This is a genomic window from Bacillus chungangensis, assembly GCF_030812995.1.
Taxonomy (GTDB): domain Bacteria; phylum Bacillota; class Bacilli; order Bacillales; family Bacillaceae_C; genus Bacillus_CF; species Bacillus_CF chungangensis.
Genome location: NZ_JAUSTT010000018.1, coordinates 63010 through 85573 on the forward strand (window position 1 = coordinate 63010; position 22564 = coordinate 85573).

The 22564-nt window shown below is 37.6% G+C and carries 20 protein-coding genes; 6 read left to right on the forward strand and 14 right to left on the reverse strand.

The annotated features are described in order from the left end of the window. Nucleotides 1–19 precede the first annotated feature (19 nt). The 10 genes from J2S08_RS14725 to J2S08_RS14770 all read right to left on the reverse strand — a co-directional run bounded on the left by J2S08_RS14725 (nt 20) and on the right by J2S08_RS14770 (nt 9736). Nucleotides 20–607 carry a DUF6470 family protein gene (locus J2S08_RS14725; RefSeq protein WP_307230775.1) on the reverse strand — a complete coding sequence of 196 codons (588 nt, stop codon included), beginning with the start codon at nt 605–607 and terminating at the stop codon, nt 20–22. A 76-nt stretch (nt 608–683) separates the two neighbouring features. Beyond that, a complete protein-coding gene (flgL, locus tag J2S08_RS14730) occupies nt 684–1577 on the reverse strand; it encodes a flagellar hook-associated protein FlgL (protein ID WP_307230777.1) in 894 nt (297 codons plus the stop codon). Between the two features lie 11 nt (nt 1578–1588). Beyond that, the gene (flgK, locus tag J2S08_RS14735) at nt 1589–3235 is read right to left on the reverse strand and encodes a flagellar hook-associated protein FlgK (protein WP_307230779.1); all 1647 of its coding nucleotides are present in this window, start codon (nt 3233–3235) and stop codon (nt 1589–1591) included. Between the two features lie 134 nt (nt 3236–3369). After that, nucleotides 3370–3849, reverse strand: a complete 480-nt coding sequence (locus tag J2S08_RS14740; RefSeq protein ID WP_307230781.1) for a flagellar protein FlgN — start codon at nt 3847–3849, stop codon at nt 3370–3372. 28 nt (nt 3850–3877) lie between these two features. Further along, nucleotides 3878–4144 carry a flagellar biosynthesis anti-sigma factor FlgM gene (flgM, locus tag J2S08_RS14745; protein WP_307230783.1) on the reverse strand — a complete coding sequence of 89 codons (267 nt, stop codon included), beginning with the start codon at nt 4142–4144 and terminating at the stop codon, nt 3878–3880. Between the two features lie 594 nt (nt 4145–4738). Then, nucleotides 4739–5167, reverse strand: a complete 429-nt coding sequence (locus J2S08_RS14750; RefSeq protein ID WP_307230785.1) for a TIGR03826 family flagellar region protein — start codon at nt 5165–5167, stop codon at nt 4739–4741. 210 nt (nt 5168–5377) lie between these two features. Beyond that, nucleotides 5378–5878, reverse strand: coding sequence for a ComF family protein (locus tag J2S08_RS14755; protein ID WP_307230787.1), 501 nt, complete (start codon nt 5876–5878; stop codon nt 5378–5380). A 288-nt stretch (nt 5879–6166) separates the two neighbouring features. Beyond that, entirely contained in the window at nt 6167–7597 is a 1431-nt protein-coding gene (locus J2S08_RS14760) for a DEAD/DEAH box helicase (protein ID WP_307230789.1), read from the reverse strand. Nucleotides 7598–8095: 498 nt separating this feature from the next. Next, on the reverse strand, nt 8096–8938 hold the full coding sequence (locus J2S08_RS14765; protein ID WP_307230792.1) for a DegV family protein: 843 nt from the start codon (nt 8936–8938) through the stop codon (nt 8096–8098). 264 nt (nt 8939–9202) lie between these two features. Beyond that, the gene (locus J2S08_RS14770; protein ID WP_307230793.1) at nt 9203–9736 is read right to left on the reverse strand and encodes a YybH family protein; all 534 of its coding nucleotides are present in this window, start codon (nt 9734–9736) and stop codon (nt 9203–9205) included. A 464-nt stretch (nt 9737–10200) separates the two neighbouring features. On the opposite strand from J2S08_RS14770, the gene J2S08_RS14775 reads away from it, so the two are divergent. Then, the gene (locus J2S08_RS14775; protein ID WP_307230795.1) at nt 10201–10563 is read left to right on the forward strand and encodes a response regulator; all 363 of its coding nucleotides are present in this window, start codon (nt 10201–10203) and stop codon (nt 10561–10563) included. 224 nt (nt 10564–10787) lie between these two features. Beyond that, a complete protein-coding gene (locus J2S08_RS14780) occupies nt 10788–11678 on the forward strand; it encodes a helix-turn-helix transcriptional regulator (protein WP_307230797.1) in 891 nt (296 codons plus the stop codon). Nucleotides 11679–11739: 61 nt separating this feature from the next. On the opposite strand, the gene J2S08_RS14785 is transcribed toward J2S08_RS14780, so the two are convergent. Both J2S08_RS14785 and J2S08_RS14790 read right to left on the reverse strand, forming a co-directional pair. Then, nucleotides 11740–12420, reverse strand: coding sequence for a response regulator transcription factor (locus tag J2S08_RS14785; RefSeq protein WP_307230799.1), 681 nt, complete (start codon nt 12418–12420; stop codon nt 11740–11742). 417 nt (nt 12421–12837) lie between these two features. Then, on the reverse strand, nt 12838–13989 hold the full coding sequence (locus J2S08_RS14790; protein ID WP_307230801.1) for a sensor histidine kinase: 1152 nt from the start codon (nt 13987–13989) through the stop codon (nt 12838–12840). An 824-nt stretch (nt 13990–14813) separates the two neighbouring features. On the opposite strand from J2S08_RS14790, the gene J2S08_RS14795 reads away from it, so the two are divergent. Together J2S08_RS14795 and J2S08_RS14800 are read left to right on the forward strand one after the other, a co-directional pair. After that, the gene (locus J2S08_RS14795; protein ID WP_307230803.1) at nt 14814–15461 is read left to right on the forward strand and encodes a YigZ family protein; all 648 of its coding nucleotides are present in this window, start codon (nt 14814–14816) and stop codon (nt 15459–15461) included. Between the two features lie 413 nt (nt 15462–15874). Beyond that, entirely contained in the window at nt 15875–16933 is a 1059-nt protein-coding gene (locus J2S08_RS14800) for an LCP family protein (protein ID WP_307230805.1), read from the forward strand. Between the two features lie 320 nt (nt 16934–17253). Here the strand turns inward: J2S08_RS14800 and J2S08_RS14805 are convergent, their stop codons facing one another. Further along, nucleotides 17254–18306 (reverse strand): glycosyltransferase family 4 protein, encoded by a 1053-nt coding sequence (locus J2S08_RS14805; RefSeq protein ID WP_307230806.1) that lies wholly within the window; start codon nt 18304–18306, stop codon nt 17254–17256. A 645-nt stretch (nt 18307–18951) separates the two neighbouring features. Then, entirely contained in the window at nt 18952–20964 is a 2013-nt protein-coding gene (locus J2S08_RS14810) for an S-layer homology domain-containing protein (RefSeq protein ID WP_307230808.1), read from the reverse strand. Between the two features lie 309 nt (nt 20965–21273). On the opposite strand from J2S08_RS14810, the gene J2S08_RS14815 reads away from it, so the two are divergent. Continuing rightward, nucleotides 21274–21756, forward strand: a complete 483-nt coding sequence (locus J2S08_RS14815; RefSeq protein ID WP_307230810.1) for a sigma-70 family RNA polymerase sigma factor — start codon at nt 21274–21276, stop codon at nt 21754–21756. Nucleotides 21757–22026: 270 nt separating this feature from the next. Continuing rightward, a complete protein-coding gene (locus J2S08_RS14820; protein ID WP_307230812.1) occupies nt 22027–22509 on the forward strand; it encodes a competence protein ComK in 483 nt (160 codons plus the stop codon). Nucleotides 22510–22564 lie beyond the last annotated feature (55 nt).

The window sequence follows — 22564 nt, forward strand, 5'->3', positions numbered from 1 at the left end:
GTCACCTCCCTCTCCCAGCTTAAATGTGTTGTTCGTAGCGATAGCCTTTGTACTTTAAATACGCAAAGTCAATTTTCAAGGATGCGTCTTGTTTCATAGAAATCTCTACTGGACTAGGTTTATATTCTGTGATTGCTTTACGAGCTTTTGAGTTGATGATTGGCTTGTTTACCTTCCATTGAATATCCACTTTAGATGGTTGATAGTCGATTTTGACACTAAAATGGGAAGGAACAAAGCCAAGCTTGTAGTCATATACTTTTTCAGTATTCCGTCTTGCGATTTCGGGAATTGGATTGCCGCCATTCTCAATGCGCATTAACGCATCGCCTTCTTGAGCGCGACGGGCAATTCCTGTTAGATGATCCTGGTAGCCAAGATCAGCAAATTCTTCAATTCTTCTAAAGATATGCTTTAAATCCATCTCTTCCCACGCTTGCGTTTGATCAATTGATAGCTTGGATGGTGTACGATCAATCGTCATTTCTGCCTGCGGCTGTTGAATATCAATATCAGCACGTGGCTGCTCAATCGATTGTTGGCCCCGTGGAGACTCGATGCCAATGCGAGCAAACGTCGATTCTAAACGGATTTGAGGTAATAGCATCCTTAACACCTCCTCTTTCAAACTTTCTTCCTTGTCACGATATATGTTAGAAAAAAGCTATCTAACTAGATAGCTTTTAACGTAAGAAATCAAGCAACGATGGCTGCATTACCCGTGCCCCTACTCCTAATGCTGCACGCAAGAGACTCTCTTCCATAATTAAATCCGTGATTGCTTTCTCGGCATCTACACCTTCATTATCAGCCATCATTCTCTCTGCAATGACTGCTTGATGTTCAATCCGTTCTTGCATTAATTCGATCCTGTTCGTTTGTGCCCCTAAGGAAGCGCGTGTCGACAGGACAGAATCCGTATGGTCTTCTATTTTCTGAATAAAAGATGTTAATTCCTCTCCAGTTGTTCCTTCATTCAGCATACTGACAATTTTATCTAAATCACTAAAAAGCTTGCCGTCTTGGTCGCCAAAAATATCGGATGTATCTACGCTGACGTCTATATACACACCTTTTGCTAATTCAATTGTTACTGGTTTATACGGATTGGTTGGATATACAGGAGGTTCTACGCTAAGATCTACTGGTTTTTCTAACGTATCGGTTCCATTGAAAATATATTTATTGCCAACTTTTGTATTTGCTATTTCGACAATATGATTGCGAATTTCCTCAATTTCTTTTCCGATATACCCGCGCTGCTCATCGGAAAGAGGATCATTTGCCGCTTGTGTAACAAGTTCACGAATATTATGCAAGGCCTTGCCTAATTGATCCAATGCCTCATCTGCATTTTCTAACCAATTGGTTGCTTCAGCGTAATTCCGTTTAAATTGTTCTACTTCTCCTAAATTAGTGCGATAATAAATCCCTTTCATGGCAACGACCGGATCTTGCGATGGCCTCGTAATTTTTTTCCCAGTGTAAGCCTGTTCTTGATAGATTGCAAGTCTTTCATAGCTATTGGACAAGTTTCGCAACATATTTCCTGTTAGCATTGATTGTGTGACACGCATCATTCATCCACCTATCTTCCGACAATTCCCATGCCGTTAATAATTTTATCAAGCATTTCATCGACAACTGTAATACTTCTCGCCGCTGCGTTATATGCACTTTGAAAACGAATCATATCAATAAATTCTTCATCTATGTTAACGGAACTAACAGATAAACGATCATAATCGACTGATAGCCGCAGCGTTGCACTGTTGCTTGCGAGCATCTTCGCCTTCTCCGCATCTACACCTAGTCCACCAATTAATCCTTCATAAAACGTCATCACGGTTCCGTCTGTAATTGCCAAATCACTCATACTTAATTTCGATTCATCAGGATCATCGAATCCTTCCAATTCAAATTCAATACTACCACCTTCAATCAAGATATCCTTAATATTAGCAAGGTTAATCGCATTAGTCCCGTTTCCAGCTTTCACCTTATCTAGATCACTAGGGTCGTAATTTGGATCATTTGGATCAGCTTTTTTTACATCAGTAGAGGCAGCAATTTCACTCGGTTTAAGGTCAGCATTCACTTTTATCTTGCCGGCTGCACCTTTATAATCATCGCCTAGATACTCAAAAAAATCTTTACCCTCTTTCCCATCCAAACCATAGCCTCTACTATGCACTTCATTAAACATCTTTACGAACGAATAGGCCATTTTGTCAAGGTCATCAATCATTTCAGGGTATAATCCTGTTACTTTTGTGTCTGTGCCATCCTTATATTCATAACCATAGCTTTCGATCAGTGATTGGATTTTACCTGATGGCATTTTAACGCCGTCTTCTTTCGTACCTTCCATGATTGATCTATCGCCAACTTTAACATCGGTAACAGGACCCAAATTGCCACCTTTTTTTACTACTGTAATCGCTTCATAGCTATCTTTTCCAACCACCTGAATATTTTTACCATCCGCACCTTTGATGAAGATCTTATAATTTCCCTCGGCAATATCTAGTGAATTACCGCCGTTGCTTTCTTTTCGTACCTCAATATCAAAATATCCGGATAGTTGATCAACTAATAGATCGCGTTTATCATACAAATCATTCGGCAAATAGCCATGTGGTTCTACTTCCGCAATTTGCCTATTAAGATCGGCAATCTGTGCTAAAATAGAATTAACATTTTTCATCGAAACATCAATTTCATTACTGAGATCACCTTGAATTTTTTCCAAGGAGTTGCGTAAATATTTAAAAGTTTCCCCAACCCCTTCACCACGCCGAAGGACTACTTTACGGGTTCCTTCATTCTCTGGATGAACACTTAAATCTTCTAGCGAATTCCAAAACAAATTTAATACTTTTGCGAGACCGCTATCCGATGGTTCATTCAAAACATCTTCCATTTTACTTAACGCGTCTGATTTTGAAGCATAATAGCCAAACTTCGTATTTTCCCCACGATATTGAAAATCGTAGAAAGAATCGCGTATTCGCTGGATAGAGCCAGCTTTTACGCCTGTTCCCATTTGTCCAGGAATATCCGGCCTATTCAAAGATGCCGTTGGAAATGGCTCTGTTTGGATAAAATTAACCCTTTGGCGAGAATAGCCCGGAGTATTTTGATTGGCAATATTATGTGAAACAGTATGTAATGCACCTTGCTGAGTAAACAGGGCGCGTTTTCCAATTTCTAAGCCTTGAAAAGTGGAACGCATGTCATTGCCTCCTACAGATTAAAATGATGTCGTACTTATTCTAATGATGGAATTGCTTATAAGAACATCTCCATCTTATTGCTCGTAGTATAATTAAAGCCTAAACAAGTTCTCTTCGATTACCTTTATCAAATCTATGCTTTTGAATCGAATAATCCTCTCAAAGACGATTTTCGCTGTTGTTGATCTGGTCTGCCATACGTGGCTTTTTGTTCTTGGGGTCTGAGCAGATCCAAACTGAAGTTTACGAGCTGTAAAGACTGAAAAACGAGAGATTGATTTAATTCATTTTTCTTTTGAAGCTGAGTCACCGTATCGACAATGCTTTCCTTTAATTCAGATAGAGATGCTGCCATTTCTGGCGGGGCAGCGTCGATACAATCAGAAATCGTGATATTCTCTTCTCTACCTAAAAAGTCTTTAGCAGCTTGCTGCCGTTCCTTTTCAAGGATATCAATCGCCTTGATGTGCTGTTGTTCGTCGGCTACAATTTGCTGAAGAGCCTCCATCTCATTATTTACTAACAAATCTGTTTTTTTTAGTGCAAGCTGATAGAGACTCTCATGTAAACTTCGTAATTTTTTTAAGGCTGTGATGAGTGCTTCAGCAGACATACGCTAGCCTCCTTATTTATTGTCAAATTCATTTAGAGGAATAATATTTTTTTATCGCTTTTGCCACAGTTTGAGGGTCGACTTGATATTGTCCGTTTTTAACTTGAATTTTTAATTCCTCGACTCTGGCCTGACGATCCTTCACGAGCGGTGATACTTGCTGCATCTCTTTAGCTGTTAAGGATATTTCCACTTTATCGGCTTTTTTTCCGTTTTCTTTCTCGAATTGTTCGTACTTATTTAATTGATTTTTATAAGGATTCAGTCCAGACAGACCTAATTGATTGATTTTCATTTTGCTCCCCTCACTTTCCTCTTAATTGTTTTTTTACGATATACAATCCTATAAGAGATACGGCAACATTTCATTGTTATTTTAAAGGTTCTTAATTCATAATAGATATTTCCCGCCTATAACCGAAAAAACAAGCTCTGATGTTTTTAGTATGATGATTCTTTTTCGAGCATCTTTTGCTTTCTAGTCCTTATATCGGCCGTTCACTATGATTGTTTAGAAAGTTTACAGGCGATTTTTCTTCTTTTTTTCAACTACGTGTAAAAAAGAGCGCAAGACCAGTACACCCCAAAAGTTTACGCTGCCGATCCAATAAAAATTACTTTATCCTGACGAGTCGAACCAATCGATAGTTGTTGATTAGGTGTGAGAAGTGAGAAAAACACTTTCATCCTACTTTTTCATTTCTCACTTCAAATATGTGGGAAAACGGAAGAGTAGCAGACAACGAAGATTCAAAAAAAATACCTATTATTAACAATAATCATGTTATGCAAAAGTCAAGAAACGAGCGCCACTAGAATGAGGGTGGGGACTTAAGTTGGCAGTGAGCTAGTATTCGATTGTGAGGCTCATTGACTTTTTAAATTCGGGCTATTTCCCTTTAAAACGATCATCAACAGAATAGTAGGTTCTGCTTCTTTCACGTTCTTGTATTTCTTGTTGTCTATTCTTTTCTTCTTCAAAAATATCAAGGTCTTTTTTTATTTGAGAAATACAATTTTTGCATAGCTTCCCTTCTTGGATCAGATTGCCACATTTTTCGCATGGATAGCCAAGGTTTGGAAACAGCGCTCGCTGCAAACGGCCTTTCCGTATCCACTTATAAAGCATCTTTTCCGATGCACCAGTTTCACGTATCACGACGTCCATCGTTGCTGCACGGTTTTTGCGTTGACGCAGAAATTGATAAACGATTTCATACATTCTTTCTTCTTCTTTAAAACACTTTTCACAGTTTTCTCTGAATAGGTTTTTTACAAAAATATCTCCGCAATCTGGACAGTTTGACAACTCTGCCATCATTCATCCTCCTTTTATTCGACATCTCGCTCTTCCTATTATATCGTCAACTCATCTTAAATTGTATAAGTTTATCTTGTTTTTCCACATCACTTTTATAAAAATGATGTCAAAAGGAGGATGATTCAAGTCTTATTTACTTCTTAAACCAACTACATAAAAATACAAATTGCTCGCATTCTGCTTGTACGTTATTCTCAGACTTTTCACCTATCCACGTGCCAAAGTGAAAGATGTTACCGTTTTTGCTCCCGCGTCTTTTAAGGCTTTTGCCGCTTGATGCAATGTCGCACCTGTTGTATAAATATCATCAATTAACAGAATGACCTTCCCATCTACTTTCGCCTGTTCAGAAACATGGAAAATTTGGACATCATGAATCCGCTCAAAGCGCTTTTTTTTCGATTGTTTTTCTGTATGAATTCTAGTGAGGACTTCCGTTGTTTGCAGTGATGCTTCATCAGCTAAGGCCTTTGCTTGGTTAAAGCCCCGTTCAGCAATGCGTTCGCTGCTTAATGGAATCGGAACAAGTAAATCATATGGTGTACGATGCAGCACCTTTTGAATTGCAGGTGAAAATGCTTTTGCTAATATATAGTCTCCACGAAATTTAAAGCGAGCTAACACTTCCTTTAAAAATGCATTATATACATAAAGGGAAACATTACGCTGCAGTACGCCTCGCCAATTCTTTTCTTTCTCCCAGCGCATGCAATCCAGACAAACATCTTGTTGAACATAAGATACAGGAAGATGATGCAAGATTCGGCAACATTTGATACATACTTCTCCTTGAATACATTCAAGCTGACTGAGACAATGTTGACAAAGATATATTTGCCTTGATTTGAATGTAAACAACGATGCCCAGCTTGTTTCTGGGATACACGGGTTTTCACAATATAAACAACGTTCATTCATCAATCTTACTGTATGGAGCACGTAATCGGTTTTTCACCAAAATTACATTTAGGCCCCACAAATCCCCCTTCCATCATATTAATCATTCATTAACCAGCCTCTTCGCCTTGCTTGGCGATTCATTCCTTCAATTTGCGAGAGGGCAGCAAGCATTGCTTTCGTTCTGCCATGATGAAAAAAAGTGACAGTTCCAAAAGGATATTGAGCACTGCGGCCAACACGACCCGCAATTTGTACAAGTGCAGCTTCTGTAAAAATAGCGTTTTCTGCCCCAATAACAGCTACATCAAGGTTAGGAAATGTCACACCTCTTTCAAGAATCGTTGTGGTTAAAAGAATCATGATCTCTTTTGTTCTCATTTTCTGGACTTTTTCTTTCCGTAATGGATCTTCGGCATATACGAGATGAATGTGGGGATCGATTGCTTGAAAATACGGCAGGGCTTGCTTTATTGAGGCAACGCTTGGAAAAAACAATAGCGCCTGCTTTTTGGTTTTAAGACGGTACAGCACCCAGTTCTTAACGTTTAGTGGAAGACGCTGTTTTTCTAAGCTTTTACGCCAATTTCCACACCATTGTAAAGTAGGTACAGGAAGGGGATGTTTGTGAAAACGGGCAGGAATCGTGATGCATGATGCTGTTCCTTTTCGACATGCACGCTTCCATACGGACGTTGGCGTCGCTGTTAAATAGATTGTTACAGTCGTTTCCTTACTTGCTTTTTTTACAGCAAAGGCAAGGGATTCATCAAAAGAAAAAGGAAAGGCATCCACTTCATCCACAATCATTACATCAAAAGCATTCGCAAATCGAAATAGTTGATGCGTCGTCGCAATCGTTAAAGGAGCAAACTTATCACGGTCAGTGCTGCCGCCATAAAGAGCTGCTATCACCGTGTTCGGGAAAGCTGCTTGGAGACGGGGAACAAGCTCAAGGACAACGTCTGTACGAGGAGTGGCAATACATATTCTCATACCAAGCTGTAATGCCGTATGAATGCCTGCAAATAGTAGCTCTGTTTTTCCAGACCCACATACAGCCCAGACCAGCATTTTTTCCGCTTTTTTTCCTGCTTTCGCTATTCTATTGACGATGCTGTCTGATGCCTGTTGTTGGCCTGGTGAGAGCGTACCTTCCCATTGCAGCATCTTTTTGGAAAAAGTTGTATAGGTAGGAGGCGGCCCTGTCCATTGGAAGAGCTCGGAACAGCTTGCTACCCTTCTCATCATGAGACAATGGCGGCAATAATAACAAGTTTTTTTACAGACTGCACAGGGGTAGCTTCCGATTCGATGTGGCTTCTGAGTTCCACAGCGTCTACATTGCCAGTTTGATTGTATCTTTTCTAAACCAGACTGTTTTTGCAAATAACCTTGTTGGAGATGTGTTTCGATTATTGTTGGAGAAAAGGGGAGTTCTTCGCGAAGCAGGGAGCGGCCTGCAAGAAACAATTGCAGCTCCTTAGAAGGTGAGAAGGGATTTTGAGGTTGTGATTTCTTTGATTGCAATCATGGTCACTCCTTTTTACGATAAACATTTGTAGCAGAAAGATAGAAGATAAAGTGAAACTTCCATCAGTGGGGGTTTTCTCTTATCCCCCACTGATAAGAAGTAGAACAAAGGCTAAGGTCGCAACGTCCTCGAAAAAGGAAACCGCTTTTTCTTCGTGCGATGTATCGCTGTCGAAGCTTTCCTTGTCCTGTTGCAACGCCTTTGTGACCGACATCCTCGACACTTTTTCTTCGTGCGATGTAGATTCAAGAAGCTTTCCTTATCCTGTCGGCCCGAACCAATCGGACATTTGACTTTCAGTTATCGCCCACCTTGACTTCTTTTGATCCCTCTTACTCTTGAGGTGGGGGTCTTACTGCCAGTTAGATGTGGGATAAAATGAGGGAAGTAAGAAGTGAAACTGCTTTCTCCCTCTTACATCCCATTTCTATTGTAAAAATTTCTATAGCGCTACTCTTCGTCCCAATATAGGAAACTCATTATATAGTGAAATTTTATTTAAGCGTCCACGCAAGTCCCATCGCCCCTTCACCAAGATGGGTTCCGATGACAGGACCGAAATAGCTGATGGAAAAAGCCACTTGAGGAAATTTGCTTTCAAGCTCTTGCTTCCATTCCAGTGCTTCTTGTTCTCGATTAGCGTGAATGATAGAAGCTTGTAATGGCAATGCTTTTTGTACATCTTCTCCTAATAAATCTTCGATTCGCTTTAACGCTTTTTTATTTGTACGGATTTTCTCAAAAGGAACAATTTTCTTGTCTACAAAATGAAGCAGCGGCTTTACTTTCAACAAGCTCCCAATAAAAGCTTGAGCATTAGTTAAACGCCCGCCTCGTTGTAAATGGGCAAGGTCATCGACCATAAAATAAGCACGTAAATGCTTATGCAGCTCGCGAACCCTTGCTAAGATTTCTTTTACATCTTTTCCTTCTTGAGCCATTTTTGCTGCTTCTAGAGTAAAAAAACCTTGTGCCATACAGCTTGTCTCTGAATCATAAGGATAAATCTCTACCCCTTCAACCATTGCAGCCGCTGAAACTGCGCCTTGATATGTCCCGCTTATCCCGCTGGAAAGGTGAAAGCTGATAATCGCATCATACTTTTTTCCAAGAGTTTCAAATAATTTTACGAACTCTCCGATAGGAGGTTGAGTAGTCGTAGGCAATTGATCTTCATGTTTAATCGCTTCATAAAATGCTGCTGTAGAAAGGTCGATTTCCTCTCTATATGATTTTCCTCCCATTACGACACTCAAAGGTATCATATAAATATCTAGCTGCTTCCGCAATTCTTCAGGAATATAGGAAGTACTATCTGTCACAATCGCTGTCTTCATGGATGAATCTCCTTATATTTATTAACATTTCTATGACTTTAAGTTTTCTAGCGTATCCTAACAGAATCGAAAAAAGAGATAATAAATAGTAGCTAGTTCGGTTTTTCATGCTTTTTGAACAGAGCGAAAATGTTGGATCGCATTCTTTTATTTTAGCGGAAATGACTGTTTTTTTCAAAGCAGCGGAAGTTTGGTTTAGGATAGCAGGAATGTCTCTTACCTAGTGAATGAGAGGGGTGACTTCTTTATTTTCCATTAGCTAAATTACGAATTCGTGCTATCTTGTTCACCGATTGCAAAGACAGCTTTTATTCTCCATTGCCCTTCTTCTTTTGCTAAAGTGTTTACCTGCCTTGATGGAGTTGTCAATTCTTTTCCGCTCGCATGATCTTTTATTATCGTATTCATTTTTGTTACAATCGTTGCTTCTGTCGCTTTAAACGCTGTAACAACCGTTTCTACTGGTTCTAATTTAATATCCATTGTCTCAAAAACCGTTTTAATATATGCTTTTTCCTCATCGTAATCAAATGAAGACGGTTCTTTGGATATGAGCGTCATATATGCTTCTAAATCACGCTTATTAAATGCTGCTGCTTGCTGCTCCATTACGGCTAATAATGCAGCCTTTTCTTCAGCAGGAATATGTTCTACCTCTTTTAAAGCTGGTGCTTGCATCTCCTCTTCCTTTTGTTTTGGCAACTCGGCTTCCTGTTTGTTATTATCTTCTTTTCCGCATGCTTGTAAAATACTTATTAACAACATAAAAACCAATATACCACACCAATTTTTCTTCACTTTTATCCACCTTTCTAGTTTTAACCGCTTATATCTTTCACAGTAAACGACAACGCATTTGTTTGCAACAAACTCACGATAGTATTGTAAATAAAAACCTATTTTTCATTGAATAAAGTGAAACTTCCATCAGTGGGGGTTTTCTCTCATCCCCCACTGATGGTTAGTTGAACCAATCGGACATTTGACTTTCAGTTATCCCCCACCTAGACTTCTTTTGATCCCTCTTACTCTTGAGGTGGGGGTCTTACTGCCAGTTAGATGTGGGATAAATAGTAGAAACATATCACATCTAACATTCTAGTTTATCTTTCTTATCAAACAGCTTGATAAATAATTTGTTTGCTACATATAAAAATAGTACTTTTAAAATATGCTTTTAGACTTATTTTTCTCTTTATTCGTAAAAAAATCTATGTTATGATTTTACATAGGCTTATTTTCCTATAGGGGAAGGTGAGAAAATGAACAAAACCGTTTTAATTGTTGATGATTCCTTTTTTATGAGGGCTTGGTTGAAAAATATTCTGCAAAAAAATGGATATATCGTCATTGGAGAAGCAGAGAGCGGCGAAGAAGCAATTGTTGCTTACTTTAAAAAGCAGCCCGACATTGTCATGTTAGATATTACGCTTCCATCCATGAATGGAATTGCTGCTTTAAAGGAAATGATAAAATTAGATCCCGCTGCTAACATTGTCATGTGCTCATCGATGGGGCAAAAAAACCTAATCATGGAAGCCCTTGAAAATGGCGCAAAAGATTTTATCGTTAAACCATATTTTGATCAATTAGTCCCTGTCTTAGACAATGTTGTCAGAGCATGATCTTCAAACAGATCAGCTTTGATAACATTCCATATCCTCATTTCCTTCATACAGACAATTATTTTTTTCGTACAATATATTTCTTCCTTTAAAAACTAGCATATATATTCCGGCATGTAATCTATCTCCTTTCATAATGTGCATTCCTGAAGAAAAAACAACGCAAAAAAAGTCAAAACGCATCTCCTTCCGCTTTGTTATGATAACAGCAAGGAGAGATGTCTATGCAGCATAAAGTCACCATTCAACAAACTATTCATTATATTGAACAGCATTTGCATGAAGCACTTTCTTTGGAATCTATTGCAGCTTATGCTGGATTTTCAAAGTTTCATTTTCATCGTCTTTTCCAAAAACATATTGGCATGTCAGCAACAGAGTATGTTCGGATACGGAGGCTGGCAAATGCTGCCTCTCTTTTATTGCATACGAAAGAACGCATTATTGATATTGCCTTTTATTATCAATTTGAGTCACAAGAAGTTTTTACTAGGGCGTTTAAAAAAGTATACCACTTGCCGCCAGGACAATATCGGAAGATTATGGCAGCGTTCAATCAAAAAAAGGAGGAAATGAAATTGGAAAAACAGGCTAAAAACGGCTGGTTTTTAAGTGGAAGCCATCCTTTTCATTACAAAATCGGAATTGATCGGGAAGTTTTTCATCAAGGGAAGGCATCCGGTTATTTAAAATCTTTCACAGTTAAAGATGATGATGAGTTTGCTACGATGATGCAGCAGTTTAAAGCAGATAAGTACCGAGGAAAAAGAATGAGATTATCGTGCTTTATGAAAACGGAACAAGTTAAAATCTTCTCAGGGATGTGGATGCGTGTAGATAGTGCGAGTGAAGATGTGTTGCAATTCGACAATATGCACAATCGCCCAATTGTTGGAAACACCAACTGGAATCATTATTCTATTGTATTGGATGTTCCTCAGAACAGTGCCATTATCTCATTTGGGATTATTCTAACTGGCACTGGAACAGTTTGGGCGGATGCCTTTATTTTCGAAGAAGTGGATCATCATGTTCCTTCTACTAATCTCGAATTTTCATTTGAACTGTTAGATAAGCCGACTAACCTTCATTTTGAAGAGCCATTAGAAGAGTGAAAGAAAAAACAACACCAACAAAAAAGCACACAAAATTGTGTGTTTTTTTGTTGGCAAAAGATTAACGGACTTCTACCCAGCCATTTTTAATTGCAGTGACAACCGCTTGTGTACGATCATTGGCGCTCATTTTTTGCAGTATACTGCTCACGTGGTTTTTGACTGTTTTTTCACTTATAAATAATGTCTCGCCTATATTTCGATTGCTTTTGCCATCTGCAAGCAGCTGCAGCACTTCACACTCACGTCGTGTCAGCAAATGTAAAGGTCTTTGCACTTCTGGCTGCTGATAGCCGCTGCCTTGATTTTGTTGATTAGCCAAACGTCTGTATTCCTCTACAAGCTTATGTGTCACTTTTCGATGTATGTATGAACCGCCATCAGCAACTACTTTTACCGCTTCTATTAGTTCATCTGAGTCCATTTCTTTCAACAGATAGCCTGTCGCACCTGTTTTAAGAGCGTGTGTAACATAGCTTTCATCATCATGAATAGATAAAATAATCACTTTTACATTTGGAAATGATTTGACAAGATTAGCTGTTGCTTCAATACCGTTTACTTCAGGCATATTAATATCCATCAATACAACATCAGGATTGCTTTCCTCAACTAAAGCAATTGCTTCACGGCCATCGTCGCCTTCAGCAACAACTTCAAATGACTTTTCAAAATCTAATATTCGTTTAATTCCTTCTCGAAATAACTGGTGATCATCAATAATCACAATTTTCGTCGTCATATTCAAAATCTCCCCTCTCCAAAAACAATTCCATTATGATAAGGTGTTATATATCGTTAGTGTTTGTATTGAGCATAACAGAAAGCTGGTGTCATAATAGTTGGTAATTCATGGAATATTCCTTATACAAATTTATTACCATACTTTTTCTAGTGTATCTCACCTTGTTTTTTGTGAAGAACGATACAAAGGCGATTTTTATTTAATTTGGTGTCTTTCTGCTATCCTTACTTTACTATGAACTTCCCTTTCTGTCACGAATATGGGACAATTTAGGCCAAAGTATAGAAAAAATAGGACATTTCCACACCTCTTCATCATTTCAATATATTGGAAAATAGTACTTTGTCTTTATGATATTTAGAGGTAAAAACACTAATAATTTCCATGTGAGAAAAGAATGTTCTGCTAATCTTTTCATTTATCCTCTTTTTCAATTGGCACTTGAATAATGACAAGGGTTCCACTGCCGATCTTTGAATGAATCTTTATTTCTCCTGTCAATAGTTCTACCCTTTCTTTCATTCCAATAATCCCAAAAGAATCCTTTTTCTTTTTTGCAACATCAAAGCCTTTGCCATTATCTTTAACAATGAGCACTACCCGTGACTTTTGAACTTCAATTTTCACTTGAATTTCGCTTGCTTCTGCATGCTTTAGTGCGTTTTGAACCGACTCTTGTACGAGACGAAAAAGAGCTACTTCATATTTAGAGGGCAATCTCGTCTCTTCGCCAATATTACTAAATGTAATTTCCGCTGTTTTATTGTACGTTTCAATCGTATCCAGATATTTTCTTAGGGTTGGGATAAGTCCTAAATCATCCAATGCCATTGGCCGCAAATCATAAATAATGCGACGGACTTCGGATAAAGCAGCACGCACCATTTCCTTTAAGCTGCGAAGTTCTTGTTTTCCTTGCTCCATTCCTTTTTCTCTATATACTTTTTCGGTTAAATCAGATCTTACGAGAACATTTGCAATTAATTGGGCAGGTCCGTCGTGGATTTCACGTGAAATTCTTTTTCGCTCTTCTTCTTGTGCTTCAATGATTTTTAAGCCAAAATCTTGCTTCGCTTTTGCACTTTCAATTGCTTCACCAATTTCTTTCAAATCGCTTGTCAAATATTTTGAAACGACAGATATTTGCGAAACAAGGTGCTCCGCTCGATCGATTGTGTCTTGCAAAGTCTGCAATCTTCTCTCTAATTCATCTCTACGCACCCTTAACTGCTGTTCTGTTTGCCGATTTACGACAAGCTTCATATTAAGAATATGTGCCTTTTCATAAGCGTCCCTAACTTGATCCTCAGAATATTTACTGAAATGCTTGCTTAATTCAGATAAGCGTTGTCTTGCAAATTTTGCTTTTGTTTCTAAAACATCGCCTTCTTGAATCGTTCGCAGCACCAAAGCTCTAATATCTTTCAATTCAGTTAAAAGCGTTTCATAGTCTTGACGGCATTGCTCTCCTATTTGAAAAACCTCATCCTTGCTGTCATTAACCGTTAGAAGCATTTTTTCGAGAATTTTATCCAATTCCTTCGTATCGAAATTTTTCAATGTCATCTGTTTTACCTCCAGGGCTACTCCCCTTTCAGCCACTTTCATCTTATCGAAAAGCTGTGAGTTCACTATTTTTATTTTAATAATTACTGATTGCGCAACGACAAGAGCACGAGAATGCTGGAAAAATTGCAGCAAACTTCTTTGTCAGCTTGCCTTTTCGCCCTCACATATTCTATCCAACGTTTGAAGTCCACGCTGCTAGAACATATACGCTCTTTATATCCTTCTTTTTAATCATGTACTTCTAGTATAAAGATACTACTATCCATTCATCAATAAAATAGTTCCCCCAAATTTTTTCGAACAAGATCTACCGATATCATTGTTTATTTTCAAGACTGCATCTATTATACCATCCAGCCTATTGACGAATATTAAATTTTATTTGCAGTTCTTTGTAATCTGTATTACAGTTTGATGTTTAATATGGATGATGAACATACTGTTTGAGAGGAAAACGATGCAAATGATGTGGGTATGTATAAACCTTCCTTCTTTTCTTATTCACAACATTGTATAGTAAAATAGAGATGTTTTTTCTAAACCATAAAGCTTGGGCTGCCACGTAACGATCAGAGTAAATCCATCAAGAGCAATGAAAGAGGATGCAAACATATTGTTGATATTTTTCCCATTTTTTTAATTTTGAGTACAAAAGTTTAAAAAATAAAACGAACAATGTCGGTTTATTGGAAACAAAACGTCTTAATCAAATTGCAGCTGTATGCAAGAATACGTGAAGATCAAGCGAGTGCGCGCCACTTAAATTTTAACAGTTATGATTCACAGACTTTTGAACAACCTGAAAAAAGGAGCAAAAAAATATGTTACCTCACTATTATACAATAAAAGGATATGGAGAGCATGAAATAGTGATTCAAAAATCACGATTTATTGCTTACATCAATAGAAGTACTACAGAAGAAGCAGCACAGCAATTTATTCAAGAGATTAAAAAGAAAAACTGGAATGCTACACACAATTGTTCAGCTTATATGATAGGAGAACATAATCAAATTCAAAAAGCAAACGATGATGGAGAGCCCAGTGGAACGGCAGGTATCCCTATGCTTGAAGTCCTTAAAAAACGTGATCTAAAAGACACGGTAGTTGTCGTTACTCGATATTTCGGCGGGATCAAACTCGGCGCAGGCGGATTAATACGCGCTTATGGAAAAGCAACTTCTGAAGGAATTAATGCAACTGGCCTGGTCGAAAGAAAGCTCGTCTCCACGATGCACATTACGATTGACTATACATGGCTTGGAAAAATTGAAAATGAGCTGCGTGCTTCAGAATATTTACTGAACGACATTCATTATTTAGACAAGGTAGAGATCGAAGTATATGTCACTGATCATCAAAAAAAACCATTTATCGATTGGATAATTGAACTTACGAATGGTCAAGCAGAGATAGTAGAAGGTGACAAGCTTTATTTAGAAAATCCAATTGCTCATCAGGAGGAATAAAGTGAAACTTCCATCAGTGGGGGTTTTCTCTCATCCCCACTGATGGTTAGTTGAACCAATCGGACATTTACTGGCAGTTATCCCCCACCTAGACTTCTTCGAATCCTCTTAACTCTTGAGGTGGGGGTCTTACTGCCAGTTAGATGTGGGATAAAAAAGACGCCAAAGCTTATCTTTGGGATTCCCTTCCACTTATCGTTTGTATATTTTGTTTTACGAAGAGCAGAAAAAGTAGTAAAATGAAAAGTGGCTTGTATAAAACAAGTAGAATTATGTCAAAAAAAGTGGAAATGGCGGATATATTTTTTATATTAGCAGCCAAAGGGAGTTCCCCTTTCCAAAGTGGGAGTTTTAATTCGATTAGGATGAAAAGATGAGCATGATTTGTATCAGTTAAAAAAGGGGCTAAATAGATGAATCGACGTCAGATGAAGCAGAAAGCGAAAAAGCAGAAAAGGCGGAAGCGCGTATTTTGGTTTCTCCTTTTTCCGATCTTATTAATCGCCTCTTCGACAATCGCATATGGAACATGGCTTGTGAAAAAAGCGGAAGTTACCATGGATAAATCGTATGAGGCGATTGAAGGCAGGAAAAAATCGGATCTGCGTAAAGAAATAGTGAATCCGAATGATGATAATATCTCGATCTTATTTCTCGGTATTGACACTAGTGAGCATCGAGATTATGGAGAAACTGCACGAACGGATGCATTAATGCTTGCAACACTAAATCAAAAAGAAAAATCCGTTAAATTACTCAGCATCCCCCGTGATACTTATGTGTATATTGAAGAGGTAGGCTATAAGACAAAGATTAATCACGCACACGCCTATGCAGGTCCAGAAGCATCGATTCGTGCGGTGGAAAAACTGCTCGACATTCCAGTTGATTATTATGTTCGAATGGACTTTAATGCATTCATGGACGTTGTAGAAGCATTAGATGGAATTGAAGTAGATGTTCCTTACGCCTTTACAGAACAGGACTCCAAAGATAATCAGAACGCGATTTCTTTAAAAGCTGGCTTGCAAACGCTGAATGGGGAAGAAGCGTTGGCATTTGCGCGAACACGTAAAAAAGACAGTGATGTAGAAAGAGGAAAACGCCAGCAGGAAGTAATGAAAGCAGTCCTCGATAAAGCCGTTTCGCTGCAATCAGTAGTAAAATACGGTAAAATCATTGATGCCATTGGCTCTAATATGAAAACAAACATGGCTTTTGACGAAATGAAAGCTCTTATTGACTACGGTGTTTCTGGAAAATTAAATGTTGAAACGCTAGTACTTGAAGGGGAAGATTCTTATATTAAAGATGTCTATTATTATCAAGTAAATGACCAATCCCTTGAAGAGTTAAAAACAAAGTTAAAAAAACACTTGCATGTTTCTAATAAAGAAGATCGTCATAAAGATAAATTAAATCAAGAGGAAGAAAAAATAATCGGAATTAAAGACGACAGCAGTGCAAGCTAAAATGAGAAAATGTAAAACCCCGCATCATCAAAACGATGAAGCGGGGTTTTTTACATTAAAAAAATGCCTTCTTCAAGACAGGCATTCTCTTTTATCTCACATTTAACAGGCCCTTCAAAAGTTTGAAGAATCGAAGAAGTCTACCAGTACATGTCCGATTCGTTCGACCCTACAGGATAAGGAAGGTTCGGCAGTGATACATCTCACGAAGAAAAAAGCGGTTTCCTTTTTCGCGGACGCCTGCGACCTTAGCCTTTGTTCTACTTCTTATCAGTGAGGGAGAAGAAAAAATCCCCACTGATGGAAGTTTCACGATATCATTAGCGGTTTTTCATATTCGTTGCATTCCGTATATATTTTAGGAGTGGTTGATAATTTTTTCCAACAAGCCCGATGCTTTCAACAAACAGTTCAATTGCTAGAAGCAAAATACCAACAACGATTATTGCTCCCCACATCGTTGCCATTGAGAAGATGACAGCTGCAAGTGCAAACATTGCTGCGATTGCATAAATGATTAATACCGTTTGTCGGTGAGAATATCCCAACCTTAGCAAACAATGATGAAGATGAGATTTATCAGGCGCCGACAGCGGCTTTTTATGCACAATGCGGCGGATAATCGCAAAAAATGTATCAGAAATCGGCACTCCGAGAATAATAACAGGAATGACTAATGAGATGAATGTAACATTTTTAAATCCTAACAGTGAAAGAACAGAGATAATATAGCCTAAAAATAATGCCCCTGTATCACCCATGAATATTTTTGCTGGATGGAAATTGTAAAACAGAAATCCAAGCGTACTGCCTAGCACAATAAGAGCCATACTCATCGTGAACACATCTTGTTTTATAAACGCCATTAAACTGATCGTAATTAATGCAATTGATGAAACACCCGCTGCTAAGCCATCTAAGCCATCGATAAGGTTAATTGCGTTTGTTATACCAACAATCCATAAGATTGTAATCGGAATACTCAAATAGCCAAATTGCAACTGTCCGTCAAACGGCAAATTAATAAATTCTATATTTACTCCTGCAAATACAACAATCGATGCAGCAAGCAATTGTCCTAACAGCTTCATCTTAGCTGACAGTTCCAGTAAATCATCTAACACCCCAGTAATGATGATAACAAGACTTCCCAGTAAAATAGGCATTGTAAATTCATCATTAGGGCGCAATACTAGAATTCCGATAATAAAACTAAAATAGATCGCTAATCCACCTAAACGGGGCATTATGTTTTTATGAACTTTACGATGGTTTGGTTTATCGATTGCTCCAATTTTGATCGCTATTTTTTTAACAATTGGTGTTAAAATAATCGAGGTAATCAAACAAACGAATAAGGTAAGATAAACCAATATAATACCTCCTTGTACATATCATGTCCAGATGAAAAGAAATTAAAAATGTTACTTTCATACAAGATAGACGTTTTTTTCTTATTTTTAGGAAAAACAATGAGATTACAAATCTAGCTTTTTCATTAGGTACATCCTCAAAAAGTCATCAATCGACAGTCACTCAAGCTCTGCTCCCCCCTGCTATTATGTAAGCTCATGACAGCCAGTTATTTTAAGCGTGGCTTAAAATTGTCTTTCAGATAACAGCTACTCTTGCCAGAACATTGAAATACACTGTTGATGTTCAGAAACTTTTTGAATATTATTTATAAAATTCTTTTTTACCGCTATCTTCTATAATAGTCATCTTCCCTATAATAATCAACTATATAATAAGAGTTAAGTAGAATTTTGGAAAAATACGTCTCATGATTGTCCAAAAGCAAAACGTAAAACAGAGACACATTGTGAAATGAAGTAGCTAACTATTTATTACAGCATTAATAAAATTGCAAATTTTGTCATGTTTTTACTAAAAAAGGAAACATCTATCCTTAGCTTTTTTTATTCGAATGATCAACAATTTAATGAAAATGAATGACCCCATCATTTAATCAAAAAAAGGACGACTCATCAAAAGTTGAGTCATCCCCGAAAACTTATTCATTTTGTTAAAGAACGATACAAGAAAACACTAAATTCTGATCTTATGACAGATTTTGAAGGTTTAAATGTCCCATCTTGATAGCCAGCTGCAATACCTTGTGCGGTAACAGCGTTAATGGCGTTATAAGCAAAATGATTTTTGCTTACATCAGAAAAATAATTGTTATTTACATTTGGAATTTCAAATGCTCTTTGGATAATAGCTGCCATTTCAGCACGTGTCAGTTGACCGTTCACATCAAATTTTCCTGAGCCTTTCCCTTTTAATAAGCCAGCATTGGCCGCTGCTGCAATTTCTTTATAATAAGGATAACTTTTTGGAACATCTTTGAAGCCTGGATCTTGAACGTTATTTGTATCTAAGTTTAATGCTTTTGTTAACATAATAGCAGCATGGCTGCGATTAATCGTTGCATTTGGTTTGAATGTCCCATCAGGGTAGCCGGAAATAACGCCTTTTTTTACTAAATAAGCAATTTCCTTCTCAGCCCAGAATGGACTTTTTATATCACTAAATAATGGTTTATCCACTACTTCAATTGGAACATTAACAGTAGCATCTCCAACCGTTACTGTAATATTGCTTTTCCCAACTTGTGTGGCCGTGAACGTATTGCCATTAATCGTACCTAATCCATTTGCTTCCGTTAATGCTAAGTCGGATGCTGCTACCGTTATTGGGTTATAAAATTCATCCATGGCGAAGGTAGGTGATACGGTAATCGTTTCTCCAACTAAGATGGAGCCCTCTTTTGATTTTTTGACGTCCAACGTTTTGACTTTTCCAGGAGGAGCAGTAGAAACAGCCATCAATATAGCTGAAACAGAGCGTTCTTTTCCATCTGAAGGGCTGTTTGCAAGCTTCACTGCGGTTGTTCCTGGATAACGTACCGCCATTGTCGTTGAGCCGCCGCCATCAAAGTTAAGTGCTCGATTCGCTCCGATACTGACTAGATACTCTGCAAATTCCGTTAAAGTCATACCATTGCTATAGCCCTTTTGTCGACCGTCAACAGTAACCAAATATACTTTTTCCCCAGTAGCGTCAGTTGCGACAGCTGTTCGCGGTGCACGCTGCTTGGCATTTGGACTGTTCGGATCCATGCTGAGAGATACTTGCCCGTCTTTCACGAGCATTGGTCCGCTTGCAATCATGTATGCTGAGTTCTTCCATTTCTCATCTATATCGATAGAAAGTGTAATACTATCGCCTACTTGAATATGGTTAATCGCAGCTCCTGCATCACCATGAGCCGAAATGACGAATCCATTTTTAGGAATATATACATGATTTTTATCTCCAGTATGCCTAATGGATTCTACGACTCCTGTTTCTCCTGCCCCAAATTCAAATGTTGGGGCATTAGGCATTGTCACAACAAGTTCTGTCCCGTATTCATTCGTATTTGGATACTCTTTCGTATAACTAGATGTGTATAAAATGGTTTCATTTACGGAGCGCTCGAAATTTGTGTTTGTAATAGGATATGGTGTGCCATTATGTACAAAGCTCATCTGTATGTTGTAATGATCAATTAAACCTTTTCCACTAGCAGTTACACCAAATGCAATCGGCTCATTCACATATTTATCTTTCCCGCTATACACAGTTCCTGCGTGGACAAGGCGATTATCCTTTGAAATTAAATTCATAGGGAGGCCCCTATCAAAAAAGTTTCCATTTATTGCACCAACGACTAAATTTCCTTGTGTATGATGTTCAAGAGCCTGTGTTGTCGTTTTTGCTAGTCTATTCAATGGATTTGGGATTCCGATTCCGACTGTTGTATATGGGTCATTCATATTTACTTCTAACATTCGAATTGCTTGCTTTGTTGAAGAAGTAGATAAACGTGTATCTTTATAACTTACACCTCCTGATACTTGAAAATTTTCTTTTACATTCGATGCTGCTTGAGCTTGATGCGGTAATACAATTGTTAAGCCGCCGAAAATTAAGAAACATATTTGAAGCATGCACAACAGCTTCATCCAACTTCTTTTTGTCACCTTCTAGTTTCTCCTTTCTAGTTGTAACATTTTCCTTCTACCATTATAAACTTCCAAACTAGCAAAACCAATAGAGTTAATATTACATTTAGCTTACAAACTACGAATAAGAAAAAAAGCAGTAAAAACAATGATACAAAAAAAATCCTATCGTAAAACTTAATAATCTTCTTCTATTCATAGATAAAAAGTTGATTGTTTGATTGATTCTTCCATTTTATCCATTCGCCAAACTACTTTTCCTTGCTTAATGTAAATAGACCTAGGAATCCACTAGATAGCGCGCTTTCTAAAGAAAGGGAAAGCATGATGCAAAACTTTGAAGAACTGGCAAATCAATATAAGCGGATGATCTATCACATCATTCATCGACTGCATCTTTACAAAAATATCGAAGAATATTATCAAATTGGGTTAATTGGGCTATGGGAAGCACATAAACGATATATTCCAGGAAAAGCATCCTTTGCTACTTATGCCTATTCTTTTATTAGAGGCCGAATCTTGTCAGAATTGACGAAAATGAATAGACATGACGAGCGCTGCGTATGTCAAGATCATGCCTTTTTCGAAACAGCACATGACTTTTCAGTAAAACAGCCGTTAGAATTAGAGATGTTACTTGCTTACTGTGGATCGTTAACGAAAAAGGAAAAATTGTGGGTCATCTATACTTTTTATCACGATTTGGATATAAAAGAAATTGCCCAGTTAGAAAAAGTCTCCATTTCCGCAGTGAAAAAGTGGCGAAAAACTGCCATAGAAAAGATAAAAATGCGTTTCAAAGAGTAAATTTGTAGTCATTGAATTAATTGGGGACTCGTTAAGCATGGTGCGATCGGGTCCTCAAAAAGATTACGATTAACAAGTGTATATATTTGAAAGCTATTGCCATCCTCACAACCATATAAGACTTTAATATCTCTTTTTAGAAGGATAAAAATAATACAAAATAATCTTATTTCTAGTCAATCATCTATTTTAATATGATCATGTGCCCATTTTTAAAAATAATTGATATAATAGGAATTGTCGTAATTATTTTTTACAAGGAGGATAAACATGATTGTAAAAGAAAATTATCGCATTTCCCAAAGTACAATGGCGTTGAAAGAAGCACTGACTCCTGAATATAATGTAGAGATTCATGATGTAGACGGTGTTTTCTATTCGACAAAAACTCCTAGAGAACTGCTTGATGAAGCATGTATGGACCGTTTTAATACCTATAATGGAAGAATAGAAGCCGCTAGAAAAATATTATACTACCCCAAGAAAACACCTCTTGTTTTTGGTCATCATGATCATTTATCCGCTTTTCCAACAAAATCACCTGATGCTTATGACTGTATATGGATTTTTCCAAAACATATTAAAACACATGTTATCGAAGGCAAAGACCTCTATGTCTTATTTCAAAATGGACAGATGCTTAAGCTGAATTGCTCATTATATACATTTCAACGGCAAAGAGAAAGAACAGCCAATTGTTTAATGAACATCTCTGATACAGCCTTTATTCAAGTAATTGTGAAAAATTCTTGAAAGAACAGTTTAAAATACCCACTGTCATTCCGCATAAACAAAATGACAGTGGGTA